Here is a 12,128-nt window from a genome sequence, read left to right as displayed (position 1 = left end):
GCCAGCGCGCTTGATCAGCCTCACGCTGCTGTGAGTCGCTCGGTGAGGCGGTCGACGCCTGCGCCTGTCACGTGCGCCAGGGCGGCGGATCGCCCGGCGGCCACCAGAAGCAGGTTCTCGGCTGTTCCCCGCACCTCTGGACCTTCGCCCGAGGACCACTCCGCGTCGGTGGCAACCAGTTCGAGCCCCGCCACGCGCTTGGGTCCGCCGAGGAAGCGGTTGGGCGCGACGTAAGCCAGCGCCGGTAGCGCGAGGTCCGGCCGCATCTCGTAGGGCCGGGCCAGCGGGCGGGCTATGTCCTGGCCGTGAACGAGCAGGTCCACCAGCGGGTCCATGGGACCGCTGCCGACGGTCCTGCGGGACGAATCGGCGCTTTCGCGCAGCTGCTCGACAAGCTCGGTGGTCGTGAACCGTGTTGCCCGGTCACGTGCCATCTTCTCTTCCATGCGGTCGAAGCTGCCCCGGGCCTTGATCGCGGACGTGATGATGAAGGGGATCGTCGCTCTGGTGGTGAGCGTCAGGTGCGCGACCACCTCGCGCACCGTCCATGCGGAGCACAGGGACTGAACCGTCCATTCGGAGTCGTCCAACCCGTCCAGGTAGTCGCTGAGATTCAGCCGTTGGGTGCGCACGGCGGATTCGATCTCGTCCGGCTCCAAGGCATGACCGTGGTTGGCGTCGTTCACAGCTCGTCCTCCGTTGCGCTCGGTCGCTTCGGAGGTGAGACCGTCGACGAACGCGAGATTCATCGGGGAAGCGACGACAGGATCTTGACGACCAGAGGCTCCGTCAGCTGTAGCCGCGGTGCGTTCTCGCGTGCCCGGGCGACGATCTGCCGCGGGCTCAGTCCCATGTCGTGATAGAGCCGGGTGATCTTCTCCTGCTCCGGGGTCCACGGCCGCCGCGGCGCCGGTTGCCCGCGCCGCTGCTGCGGTACCCGGGGACGCGGCGCGGCGGGAGCCCCGGTCGGGCGGTAGTCGAGCCCCACGCCGGAGTCCTTCTTCCTGAACTCCCCGGCCTCGCCTCGGCGCCGGATCTCGTCGGCGTCGGCGACCACGAATGTCTCGCCGCTCTTGTTCAGCCCGAAGGCTGTGACAGCCAGGCCGCGGTGGTACTGGGCCTGGCAGGAATCCTTGGTGCAGTAGCGGTAGCCGAGTTCTGCCCGCTCTTCGGGCATCTCCTCGCCGCAACCGATACAGATCATTTCCTCGGGAGTCGTTTCGCTCACCTCCGCAGGTAAAACGCCCTATCGGGGCGGGCTGTTCCGCATCGACAATTGATCACCGGCAAATGCCGCATCCCCCGTCGTGGGTGATGCGCATGCGGCGTGCGGGCGTAACAGTCGGCCCGCCTCACCGGGCACGTCTCCCGTGTCGGTATCGGGAGCCGGCCCGGGCGGGGCCATTCGCGCCATCAGCCGCTGGCGCCCGGAGGTGACACCGATGCGTCGTTTCGGCGTGGGATTGTTGGTACTCGTCAGCGCGCTACTGCTCGTGCTGTCCAGCACGTCGTTGTGGACGCGCCACAACGTGGTGAACACGGACGTCTTCGTGGCGAACGGTCAGAGGATCATCACCGATCCGACGGTGGAGGCCCGGGTGGAGTCCCAGGTCGTGGACACGATCATGGCCAAGCCCGACGTCCAACAGGCCATCGACCAGGCCGTCTCGGTGCTGCCGCCGAGGCTGCAGGCGTTCCGGCCCTCCGTGGAGGAGGGGACGAGGAACCTGCTGTCCAGGGGCGTGCAGCTGATCCTGACCTCACCCCAGTTCGCCGGGCTGACCGGCGCCGCCCTGCGTACCGCTCAGACGCAGATACTGAACGGCGAACCGGTCGGGCTCACGCTGGGGCAGGCCAAGGCACGGATACCGGCCCAGGACCGGACGGGCCTGGCCGGGCAGGTGATCAACCTGATCCCAGACGATGTGGGCTTCACCGTGCTCACCCCGCAGGACGCTCCTCGCGTCTACACGGCCATCGACGTGTTGAAGTCGCTGTGGCTGTGGGTCGGCCTGGTCGCGCTCGGCATTCTCGCCGGGGCCCTGGCGGTGTCGCGGCAGCGCATGCGGACGCTCCGCGCCTGGGCGGTGACCACCGGAGTCATCGCATTGCTGCTCGTCTTCTCCCTCGTCCTGATCCGCGGACCTCTGCTCGGTGACGTGAAGCCGGCCAACGTCGAGGTCGCCAACGCCGTCTATGACGGCGTCACCGCGAGCCTGCGCAGCTGGACGCTGTGGCTCGTGCTGATCATGGCCGGGATCACGGCTGTGACGCTGTTGTGGGGTCGGATCGGGCTCATCCCGGCCGTCCGGCGGGGCTATGAGGCCTCCCGCGCGCGCCGCGCAGAGGACCGTGCGGCCGCCGCGGCTCCGGGAGACGGGAGCCAGCCGGTCGGGCAGGAGCAGACACCGTCCTGGCCGCAGCGGATTGCGGACGAGACCAGGGCGTTCGTCGACGGGTTGAATCTCCCGGAGCGGCTCGCCGGGCTCGCGGCGTTCCTCCGGCGCAACCTGCGGGCGGTCCGGTGGGCCGGGATCGCGGTCGGAGCCCTGGTCCTGCTGCTGTGGCCCGCGCCGTCTCTGTCGGTGTTCATCTGGGTCGTGGCATGCGTCGCTCTGTACATCGGTCTGATCGAGCTCGTGCTGAACCTCGGCGCCCGCGCCGAGACCGTCGCCGACGAGGAGACGAGCCCGATTCCCGTCACCACGAACGGCGGCGTGACCGCGGGCGGCGACACCGATCCCTCAGCGGTGCTTCCGCCCTCGGCGGCCCGCGCGGGGGATGGCGCGAAGCATGACGGCGCGAAGAACGACGCCCCGCAGGAGGAGGATGGGGGAGCCGCTGCGGCGGCTGCTGCGACGCCCTCGGCCAACCAGCCGATGACGCCGGAGGGCATCTCGGCGATGAGCAGCAAGCTCGACCTGCTCATGCGCCTCGGTGACGCGCGAACCGCAGGCGTCCTGACCGACGAGGAGTTCACCTCGCAGAAGACCCAGCTCCTGACCTCCTGAGCAGGGAACAAGTCCATCGGCGGCCGCCGGGGGCGAGCGCTGTGCCCCCCTCGGCGAGCTTTCGTCGTCGTTCCCATTTCGCGGCCATCCACATTGAACCGGGCGGGCTGCCACGGCGTAGTGGGGGATGGCCGGATCGTCCGGCGAGACGAAGGGTGTACTGATGTCGCAGATCGAGACAGCTCGCAGAACCGGAGCCGGGGCGCGGACCGCACTACAGGTCACGGCAGCCCTGAGCACCATCGAGATCCTCTTCCAGGGTGCGACCGCCGGACAGATCTTCAGTGGCAACGGAGCTGCCGAGGGCATTCACGGTGCCGGTGCGATCGCGTTTCACGTTCTGTCGGCGCTCATGACGATCGCGGCGGCCATGCTGTGGCGGGCCACGCGCGGGTCGATCTGGCCCACCGTGATCAGCGCCCTGGTGTTCCTGATCGGCATCGTGCAGGCCTACCTCGGGGACACCGGGGTGCTCGCGGTGCACGTCCCGCTCGCCCTCGCTCTGACGCTCGGCACCGCCTGGGTGCTGACGTGGTCCTTCCTCGGCGGACGCACGATCCGGACCCGGCACAGCGCCTGAGAACGTGTGACCGCCCCGGTCTGGGTCAGATGCGGGACCGCGGCCGGCGACGTGCGATCGGCGGGCGCTGGAACGGAACGGCGCGGTCGGACGACCACGGCGCCGGCGGGGCCATGCACAGTGACGCGAAGCGCAACAGCAGCGCGTCGTAGTTCACCCGCCAGCCCACGAAGTCGCGCCATGCCCTGTCGAGGTCGGGCTTGAGGGTCGCACCGGCGTCGCTCAGTCGTCGGCATGCGGCGTCGTACTCGGCACGCGTGATCGAGATGGGGCTGTCCGGTGCCGGATCGGGGTCGTACGGCATCGCGAAGAAGTCGCCGATGTTCCGCATCGCCAGGTAGCCGGAACGGATGCAGAGCGCCGCGGACGGCTGATTGGGCACGTCCAGGGTGGACGACACGAGCGCCGCCGCGTCGAGCACCGTGCCGGCCGCGATCACCCACGACCGGTCGGGCTGCGGCGAGCGGAAGAACACCAGCGTCGGCGTCGACGTGTGCGTCTCCGCGATGTCGGCGAACCAGCGGGCCCACTCCTGCCAGAAGTCGTCGAGCTCGCCGATCCCGTCGATGCGTGCCAGTCGTTCCAGCAGCTCTGCCGCCGAAGGTGGGCTTCCGGCCTGGGTGTCGAGCGAGGTGACCATGAGCTCGCGGCGGGAGAACGAGGAGTACGTGGACGGAAGATAGGACACCACCAGCGCGAGCAGGCCCAGCCCGAGGATCGCCTCGGAGAACGTCATGATCGCGCCGACCGTGTCGGTGGGCGTGCGGAAGCCGAGCGTGAGGAGGGACGAGCCGCTCTCCAGGAACGCCTCCCAGAGCGGGTGCACGCCCAACGCCCAGTAGATCGCCATGAAACCGATAGCGACGAGCGCGAGCCATACCACCGGAAGCGCCAGCAGGCCGAAAGGTGCGTACAGGGCCATCACCCGGTCACGGGATTGGTAGTCGCGGCGGCGCCACAGTGCGACGGTGAAAAGCGCGAGTACCCCGGCGAACACGCACCGGGTGATCAGGACGGGGGCGGCGCGGGGAACGACCACGGTCTTCACGGCCGAGACCAGTGTCAGCAGGACACAGGCCACGCCGGCCAGAGCGACCACGACGGTGACGGCGATATGCATGCCTGACGTCAACCCCTCTGCGCTTGCGCTCGGTGGCGGCGGAACACGTACACAGCGGAGCACACCACGGCCCACACGATGAGCACGATGAAGGGGAACGCGTGTTGGTTCCCCCCAAAGTAGATGGCGGTGTGCTGGGCGTTCACCGCGGCGCCAGGTGGCAGCCACTGGCCCACGGCGGCGAACAGCGACGGCAGCAGGGGCCAGGCCACCGCACCGCCGGATGAGGCGTTGCCGAGCATCACCAGCAGGACCCACGTCGGCGCGATCGCCCACCGCCCGATCAGGGAGGTGAACATGTGGAAGACCACACCGCAGGTGAACATGGTCAGCGACAGGATCAGCCACGACTCGGGGAGCGGCAGCCGCAGGGTTCCCAGCACCCAGTCGACGACCGCGATGATCGCCAGTCCGCCCAGCACGGCATAACCTGCGGTGAAGGCCAGCGTCTGTCCGGGCCGTAAGCCGGCCGCGTGCACGGTGAGCTGGGTGGCTCCCACGAAGCCCACCACCACCGTCGCCAACGTGATGTAGAAGATGGCCAGTCCGTGCGGATCGCCCGGCTGCAGAGGGTTGATGTCCCGCACGGTCAAGTGGGCGCCCACTGAGGCGCTGACCGCGGGGGTGACCTGCGCCAGCAGCTCCGCGACGGTGGCACCCGAGGCGCTGGACACGTCCAGCTCGGGGCCGTCCGGGCGCAGCTGCAGGATGGCGAACACCTGTTGCTGGTCGACGGCCTCCCGGGCCTGCGCATAGGAGTCGTACTGCTGCAGGCGCAGTGAGGCGCCGGTGGCACGGTCCATGCCTTCGACGAAGGCGACGTGCGTGGCCTCGGAGGTCGGGGCGCCCGTGACGGCGACGGGTATGTCGTGCGGGGTCGGATCGGCCATCGCGTAGGTGTAGGCACCTGCGAACAGGCCTGCCGCGAGGGCTGCGACAAATATGATCACCGTGCCCGGAAGGAACGATGATCGGGTGAATGCCTCCCAGCGCTCCCTGACCGAATCGTCGATCATATAATCCCCTCCGGTGTGACTGTTTCCGCTGTCAGACTGCCGGAGCGGTCTCATTGGCGGCCAGCGCTGGCGGCGGTGCCGGTGCGAATCTCGTGCGGGGTTCCCGGCGCCGGTGCGGCGCCTCGCCGACCGGCAGAGCGTCGGAATCTCCCGGAACCGGACAGTGTGATCCCACAGTCCGCCGGAGAAAATTCTTGGTCCGGCTCCAGTGACGCCAATTCGGGGCCGCTAGCAGAGTGGTGGTGAAGGTTTTGCGACCACGACCGATGAAGGACGTCATGACCGAAAACGAGATGATCGACCCCCTGGCCGTCGAAGCGACGATCGATGCCGTACACAGCGATCCGAAAATTGCTCGGGTCACGTTCTCGGTCGTGGGCGAGTGGGCCGGCGGGTTTCGGATCGACTCCACAACCGGTCAGCTTCGCCAGGGCGCCGCGACCGACGTGACGCGGACCGGGCGATTCGCGATGTCGAGCGACGAGCCGACGTCTCTGCTCGGCACGGACACTGCTGCTTCGCCTGGCGAGTACATTGCGCAGGCACTCGTCGGCTGTTACACGGCGACGCTGGTGGCGAGCGCGGCAGCCGAGCGAATCGCCGTCCGCTCGATGACGGTGGGGGTCGAGATCGACTTCGACGTCCGGGGCTTTCTGGGGCTCGAAACCGACGCGCCGGTCGGGGCGAGCGAGGTACGTGTGCAGGTGACGCTGGATGCGCCGGGGCACGGCCCCGAGGAGCTTCGCGAGCTGATCGCCCTGGTCGAAAGTCGCTCGCCTATTCGAGACACGTTGGTCCGAGCCGTACCCGTGGCCACCACGCTGCAGATTGCCTGATGAACCGTCTGCTGTCCCCGGAATAGGTACGTATCATCGTACTCATCGGTGTTCGAAAGGAACGCCTGCATGGCGACCGATGTTCAGACGGTCTCAACCAGATCCTTGACGCTGCCGTCGATTCTGGTCGCGCAGTTCGTCATTCCGATGTCGATCACGGGCACAGCGATCGCGCTACCGCCCATCTCGGACGACCTCGGCACCGCGGCCGGCCCGCTGCAGTGGGTCGTCAACGGATTCAATGTCCCGTTCGCGCTGGGCGCAGTCTTGTGGGGTGCCGCAGCCGACCGGATCGGCTACCGCACGACCTTCCGGGCCGGCATCGGCCTTGCGTTGCTCGGTGGCCTGCTGAGCGCCGCCTCCAACAGCCTGCTGATGCTCGATCTCTCGCGCGTGATCGCCGGGCTCGGATCGGCCGCTGTGCTGACCAGTGCGACCTCGCTGCTGTCGTCCCTGTACGCCGGCCAGGCCCGCAACCGGGCGTTCGGCCTGTTCGGCACGGCCATCGGCCTTGGCATGGCGGTCGGACCGACCGTCTCGGGCCTGCTGACCAGCGGATTCGGATGGCGCATGATCTTCCTGGCGCACAGCGCGGTGCTGGTGGTGGCGGCGGTGATGCAGGTGTCGATTCCGCACGTACGTCCACAGCCGCGCGCCGACCGGAGGCTGATCGACTTTCGGGTGCTGCGTGACCGGACGTTCCTGGCCATCTCGCTGGTCCCGGTCGCTGGTGCGATCGCCTTCGTGACGCTGGAGGTCTACCTGCCCAATGGGCTGTCGGCGATCCTCGCACTGAACCCGACGCAAACCGGTCTGCTCGTGCTGTTCATGACCGTCCCTGTCCTGCTCGCCCCGATCGGGGTGGCCCGGCTCCTGCAGCGAACGCGGCTGACACCGATGGCCGTGATCGTCACGAGCCTGTTCTCCCTACTGATCGGAGCACTGGGGCTCCTGCTGCTGCACCCCGACGGCACGGTGATCGACCTGCCGCTGCCGTTGCTCTTCCTCGGTCTCGGCTGGGGACTGTCGATCGGCCTGGTCGACGGCGAGGCCCTCGCAGCCGTTCCAGCCCATCTGGCGGGAACAGCTGCGGGACTGCTCAACCTGTTCCGGACCGGGAGTGAGGCGATCGCGGTCGGCGCATACTCTGCGACACTGGCACTGCTGATCCGCCACTCGTTGAGTGATCCGGCGGTGGCCGACTCGGTCGCGGCCGGGCATCCGGGCCACCCGGACGCGTACGCAGCAGCGCTACACACCATGCTCCTGGCAATCGCGGCGTTGGTCGTCGTGGTCATGGCTGCGGTGTGGCTACTGCACCGCTCGCAGACTCGGCGCGACCATTCGGACGATGCGCCGGTGAGCCTCCCCTGCCAGGGGCCTGGGTTGGCCACCGGGCCGGCAGGACCGCCGAGCGGATCCCCGGCGGCATGAGGCCGCGGCGCATTACCGGACAGGTCCTGGCATCGCTGACTCGTCGGGACTGCCGATCTCTGACAACCCGTTCATGAATTCCACCTGTTGGAGGACCAATGGAACTCGGTCTCGCACTGCCCGTCGCCGGGCCGCAGACCTCGCCGGAGACGATCGTCAAAGTCGCCAAGGAGGCCGATCGGCTCGGTTACAGCGCCTTGTGGACGTTCGAACGCCTGCTCCGCCCGCTCGAGAAGGTCGTGCTGTGGACGGGGGGTGAACCCGACATGGTGCCGGAGTTCTACGGCTCGGTGTACGAACCGCTGGAGACGCTGAGCTATATCGCCGCCGTGACCGAGCGGATCAAGCTGGGCACCGCGATCCTGGTGGCGCCGCTGCACGTACCCGTGATGCTCGCCCGCCGGCTCGCCACCCTGGACCGGTTCAGCGGCGGCCGGGTCATCGCCGGCCTGGGACAGGGCTGGGAGCACAACGAGTTCGAGACGGCGAACGTGTCGAGCAGCCGCAAGGGTGCCCGCACGGAGGAATTCATCACGGCGATGCGGACCGCGTGGGGCCCGGACCCGGTCCGGCACGAAGGCGAGTTCTACCGAATCGCGCCGTCGCAGGTGAACCCGAAGCCGGTCCAGGCCCACATTCCGGTGCTGCTCGCCGCGAATTCGCCGGCCGCCATCAAGCGCGCCGGCCGGATCGCGGACGGCCTGATCCCGATCACCTCCTCGGCGCAGGAACTGCGCGGCGTCGTGTCAGCGCTCCATGACGCCGCCCGGGAGGCGGGCCGCGACCCAGGGGACCTCATGGTGGTCAACCAGGCGCCCTGGCCGACCCCGGTCACCCGTGAGCCGATCGGGGAGGGCCGGCCGTTCCTCGGCGGATCGCCCCAGCAGATCGCCGAGGACCTCCTGGCTGCCCGCGAGACCGGTGCGACCCAGGTGTACCTCTGCGCAGGCCAGGGCCTCGGGCTCGACGTGGGCCTGAAGGCCGCCGACGTGGACGAATGGCTGGGGTTGCTCGGTGAGGTGATCGAGGCGGCCCGCCGCCTCGGCGCCCTCGCGCCGTGAGGTTCAGCGAGCAGCGGGCGCCGGCGCAGAGCTTCTCGCCGACGCTACTCGGGGGGCGCGGCCGGGTCGGCGCCGTTGTAGGTACCGAAGGCCCGGCATGCCTGGAAGAACTGGATGTCCGCCAGGACCGTCGGGTTGCGAAGGTCGAGGCCGCTGAGGCTGCGGGCCGCGGTGATCCGGTAGTAGATGGTGTTCGCGTGTACCTGCAGCGCGCCGGCGGCACCGGAGATGCTTCCGTGGGACTGCGTCAGGGCCTCGGCGGTGCGCACCCACTCGTGGCCCGACCTGGCGTCCTCCGCCAGGAGGGTGTCGAGCGCGGGGGGAACGTCCTCGGCTTTCAGGTCGACCTGCAGCGCGGCGATCTGCACGAGTGAGAGTGCGCCGAAGTCCACCAGCCGCGTGGTCGTGCCGGCTCCCCGGAGAGCCAGCTCGGCTTGCCTGTTGGGTACCGCGAGGCTTCCGGTGATGGGCCACGGCCGGCTGACGCCGACGTGCACGGTGGGCTCGAGCCGATCCGCAAGCCTCGCAAGACTCCCCTTCGTGCGTTCGTCGTGCGGCAGGCACACGATCAGCCGCCCGTCGGACACCGTCCACGGCAGGCGACGGGTGTGTGCCTGGATATCCCGGATCAACGGCTCGAACCGCGATGACGGGTCGGCCGGGTCGTTCGGTCCCGTGCCGGTGAACGAGAACCGGGCGATGCGTACCTTCTCCGACCGGATGCCGAGCACCTGCAGCATGGTGGCGGTCTGATCCGACGCCCGACCGTCGAGAAGTGCGTCGAGCGACGCGTGACGGCACGCGAGTTCGCTCGCGCGCATTTCGCTCTGTGTTTCGAAGAAGGCATCCATGCTGGCGCCCACATACCGTTCGTGGATGTCGAGAAACTCGTTCCAGACGGCCAGTCCGTCGCCTTGCAGGTCGAATTCCGTGGGGCACTTCGTGGTCAGCCAGACCCAGAGCTCGTGATTCACGATTCGCCACCAATGGGCGAGCGTTCCACCGTCGACGCCGCGCTGGGCGAGTTGGCGTGCGTACTCGATGAGTGAGTGGTCGACCTCGTTGCGCTTACCCTCCACGTGCTCGACGAAGCTCCGCACGGCAAGGCCCGTGGGGCATCGGAGGTCCTCGTCGAACTCGGCGTATGCCGGAATCGCCGCAAGCGCCGCCTCGGAGACGTGATCGGTTATCTCGGGAAGGTTGCGATGGAGCGTGGCGAGCAGATTCGCCCGGGTGGCCCTGGCCATTTCGGCAAGCTACATAGCGCCGCCGGACGCGGCATCTCAACGTGTCCGGACCCACCTCGTACCCGGCCTCGTCATCCCGGTGGCGGTCGCCGACGTTCGGCTCGTCTCCGGCGAACCGGGGGCCGTGACCCCGCTCGGCGGTGGCAGGCTCTGGTCGCTTCGCGATCATGACTGAGCCCTGACGGGGCGGGCGCGAGCCGTCTACTCTCGGGAGATGTTCCGCAGATGCGGGTCTGATTGCCAGATAGCTCCGTAGAAGCGGCGGTATCTGGTCGGAGGGAGATCGGGCATGAGCGTCACCAGTGACACGAGGGCGCCGCTGCGGCGCCCGGACCGGTTCTTCATCGACGGGGAGTGGGCCGCCCCCTCGTCGGGTGCCATGATCGACGTGATCGAGCCGGCCACCGAGGAGCTGTTCTTCCAGGTCGCGGAGGCCAGGGAGGCCGACATCTCGGCGGCCGTCGCGGCGGCCCGGAAGGCCTTCGACACCGGCCCCTGGCCGCGGATGTCACACGAGGAGCGCGCCGGGTATCTGCGCGCGATCGCCGCCGCGATCGGCCGGCGGGCCGAGGACGCCAGCCAGATCTGGCCGCGCGAGTCCGGCATCCTCTACGCGGCGGCGCGCGCCGGTATCGGCGGCATCCCGAAGACCTACGAGTTCTACGCCGACCTCGCCACGGACTATCCGTTCGAGACGCCCAGGGAGCCCGTGGCCGGTGGCAAGTTCGGCCTGCTGGTTCGCGAGGCCGTCGGGGTGGTCGGGGCGATCATTCCCTGGAACGCGCCGATGGCGCTGATCGCGCACAAGCTGGCTCCCGCGCTGCTCGCCGGGTGCACGGTGGTGCTGAAGTGCTCTCCGGAGGCGCCGGGGGCCGGTTACCTCATGGCGGAGATCGCCGAGGAGGTCGGGCTGCCGGCCGGGGTGCTCAACGTCGTCACGGCCGATCGTGAGGTCTCCGAACTGCTGGTGCGCGACCCTCGCGTCGACAAGATCGCCTTCACCGGCTCGACGGCAGCGGGGCGGCGCATCGCCTCGCTGTGCGGCGAGCGGATCGCGCGCTTCACGCTCGAGCTTGGCGGGAAGTCGGCCGCGGTGATCCTCGACGACATGGACCTGGGCCGGGCGGCCGAGGTCCTCTCGAGTGCCGAGTGCCGCCTCACCGGCCAGGTGTGCGCGTCGTTGACCCGCATCGTCGTCACCCGCAAGCGCCACGACGAGCTCGTCGAGGCGCTCTCCTCGACCTTCTCGCAGGTGCAGGTCGGCGACCCGTTCGACGAGAGCACCCAGATGGGCCCGCTGGCGATGCGGCGCCAGCGCGACCGGGTGGAGGGCTACATCGCGAAGGGGATCGAGGAGGGAGCGGTGCTGGCCACGGGCGGTGGCCGGCCCAAGCACCTGGACCGCGGGTTCTTCGTGGAGCCCACGGTGTTCGCGAACGTCGACAACTCCTCGACCATCGCACGCGAGGAGATCTTCGGCCCGGTGCTGACCGTGATCCCGGCCGAGGACGAGGAGGACGCCGTCGCGATCGCGAACGACACGATCTACGGGCTCAACGCCTCGGTGTTCACCAATGACGTCGACCGGGCGCGGCACGTTGCCCGCCAGCTGCGGTCCGGCACCGTGGGGCACAACGCGTTCCGCATGGAGCTCAGCATGGGGTTCGGCGGGTTCAAACAGTCCGGGATCGGACGCGAGGGCGGCCGTGAGGGACTGCTGCCCTACCTCGAGACGAAGACAGTGATCCTCGAGGACGTGCCCACCGACTACCGCACGAAGTAGCCGCCACACCCGACGGTCACCGCACACGGTGCAGGTGTGC

Annotated in this window: 11 protein-coding genes; 6 read left to right on the top strand and 5 right to left on the bottom strand. The window is 68.9% G+C overall.

Annotated elements, in window-relative coordinates:
• Nucleotides 1-20 precede the first annotated feature (20 nt).
• Together ABD743_RS27295 and ABD743_RS27290 are read right to left on the bottom strand one after the other, a co-directional pair.
• Nucleotides 21-659: a maleylpyruvate isomerase family mycothiol-dependent enzyme gene (locus ABD743_RS27295; RefSeq protein WP_344725213.1), complete on the bottom strand. Its 639-nt coding sequence runs from the start codon at nt 657-659 to the stop codon at nt 21-23.
• An 86-nt stretch (nt 660-745) separates the two neighbouring features.
• The gene (locus tag ABD743_RS27290; protein WP_344725212.1) at nt 746-1,228 is read right to left on the bottom strand and encodes a hypothetical protein; all 483 of its coding nucleotides are present in this window, start codon (nt 1,226-1,228) and stop codon (nt 746-748) included.
• A gap of 214 nt (nt 1,229-1,442) precedes the next feature.
• On the opposite strand from ABD743_RS27290, the gene ABD743_RS27285 reads away from it, so the two are divergent.
• The gene (locus ABD743_RS27285) at nt 1,443-3,011 is read left to right on the top strand and encodes an SHOCT domain-containing protein (protein WP_344725211.1); all 1,569 of its coding nucleotides are present in this window, start codon (nt 1,443-1,445) and stop codon (nt 3,009-3,011) included.
• A 163-nt stretch (nt 3,012-3,174) separates the two neighbouring features.
• The gene (locus tag ABD743_RS27280) at nt 3,175-3,591 is read left to right on the top strand and encodes a hypothetical protein (protein WP_344725209.1); all 417 of its coding nucleotides are present in this window, start codon (nt 3,175-3,177) and stop codon (nt 3,589-3,591) included.
• A gap of 25 nt (nt 3,592-3,616) precedes the next feature.
• Here ABD743_RS27280 and ABD743_RS27275 read toward each other — a convergent pair whose 3' ends face one another.
• The gene (locus ABD743_RS27275; RefSeq protein WP_344725207.1) at nt 3,617-4,711 is read right to left on the bottom strand and encodes a hypothetical protein; all 1,095 of its coding nucleotides are present in this window, start codon (nt 4,709-4,711) and stop codon (nt 3,617-3,619) included.
• An 8-nt stretch (nt 4,712-4,719) separates the two neighbouring features.
• Nucleotides 4,720-5,727, bottom strand: coding sequence for an ABC-2 transporter permease (locus ABD743_RS27270; RefSeq protein WP_344725205.1), 1,008 nt, complete (start codon nt 5,725-5,727; stop codon nt 4,720-4,722).
• Between the two features lie 278 nt (nt 5,728-6,005).
• Here ABD743_RS27270 and ABD743_RS27265 point away from each other — a divergent pair, with 278 nt between their 5' ends.
• From ABD743_RS27265 to ABD743_RS27255, 3 genes are all read left to right on the top strand, one after another.
• Nucleotides 6,006-6,563 (top strand): OsmC family protein, encoded by a 558-nt coding sequence (locus ABD743_RS27265; protein WP_344725203.1) that lies wholly within the window; start codon nt 6,006-6,008, stop codon nt 6,561-6,563.
• A gap of 69 nt (nt 6,564-6,632) precedes the next feature.
• Nucleotides 6,633-7,997 (top strand): MFS transporter, encoded by a 1,365-nt coding sequence (locus ABD743_RS27260; RefSeq protein WP_344725201.1) that lies wholly within the window; start codon nt 6,633-6,635, stop codon nt 7,995-7,997.
• Between the two features lie 98 nt (nt 7,998-8,095).
• Nucleotides 8,096-9,058, top strand: a complete 963-nt coding sequence (locus ABD743_RS27255; RefSeq protein ID WP_344725199.1) for a TIGR03619 family F420-dependent LLM class oxidoreductase — start codon at nt 8,096-8,098, stop codon at nt 9,056-9,058.
• A 44-nt stretch (nt 9,059-9,102) separates the two neighbouring features.
• Here the strand turns inward: ABD743_RS27255 and ABD743_RS27250 are convergent, their stop codons facing one another.
• Entirely contained in the window at nt 9,103-10,305 is a 1,203-nt protein-coding gene (locus ABD743_RS27250) for a PucR family transcriptional regulator (RefSeq protein WP_344725197.1), read from the bottom strand.
• 289 nt (nt 10,306-10,594) lie between these two features.
• Here ABD743_RS27250 and ABD743_RS27245 point away from each other — a divergent pair, with 289 nt between their 5' ends.
• Complete coding sequence (locus ABD743_RS27245) at nt 10,595-12,088, top strand: aldehyde dehydrogenase (RefSeq protein WP_344725195.1); 1,494 nt, start codon at nt 10,595-10,597, stop codon at nt 12,086-12,088.
• The last annotated feature ends 40 nt before the right edge of the window (nt 12,089-12,128 follow it).

The organism is Pseudonocardia yunnanensis (assembly GCF_039534065.1).
Taxonomy (GTDB): domain Bacteria; phylum Actinomycetota; class Actinomycetes; order Mycobacteriales; family Pseudonocardiaceae; genus Pseudonocardia; species Pseudonocardia yunnanensis.
Note: the sequence above shows the minus strand (reverse complement) of the source record. Positions and strands in the feature narration are given on the sequence as shown.

Bases quoted from the DNA above. Each gene is read 5' to 3' on its own strand.
- ABD743_RS27285 (WP_344725211.1), top strand. From the start codon at position 1,443: ATGCGTCGTTTCGGCGTGGGATTGTTGGTACTCGTCAGCGCGCTACTG.
- ABD743_RS27280 (WP_344725209.1), top strand. From the start codon at position 3,175: ATGTCGCAGATCGAGACAGCTCGCAGAACCGGAGCCGGGGCGCGGACC.
- ABD743_RS27275 (WP_344725207.1), bottom strand. From the start codon at position 4,711: ATGCATATCGCCGTCACCGTCGTGGTCGCTCTGGCCGGCGTGGCCTGT.
- ABD743_RS27270 (WP_344725205.1), bottom strand. From the start codon at position 5,727: ATGATCGACGATTCGGTCAGGGAGCGCTGGGAGGCATTCACCCGATCA.
- ABD743_RS27265 (WP_344725203.1), top strand. From the start codon at position 6,006: ATGACCGAAAACGAGATGATCGACCCCCTGGCCGTCGAAGCGACGATC.
- ABD743_RS27260 (WP_344725201.1), top strand. From the start codon at position 6,633: ATGGCGACCGATGTTCAGACGGTCTCAACCAGATCCTTGACGCTGCCG.
- ABD743_RS27255 (WP_344725199.1), top strand. From the start codon at position 8,096: ATGGAACTCGGTCTCGCACTGCCCGTCGCCGGGCCGCAGACCTCGCCG.
- ABD743_RS27250 (WP_344725197.1), bottom strand. From the start codon at position 10,305: ATGGCCAGGGCCACCCGGGCGAATCTGCTCGCCACGCTCCATCGCAAC.
- ABD743_RS27245 (WP_344725195.1), top strand. From the start codon at position 10,595: ATGAGCGTCACCAGTGACACGAGGGCGCCGCTGCGGCGCCCGGACCGG.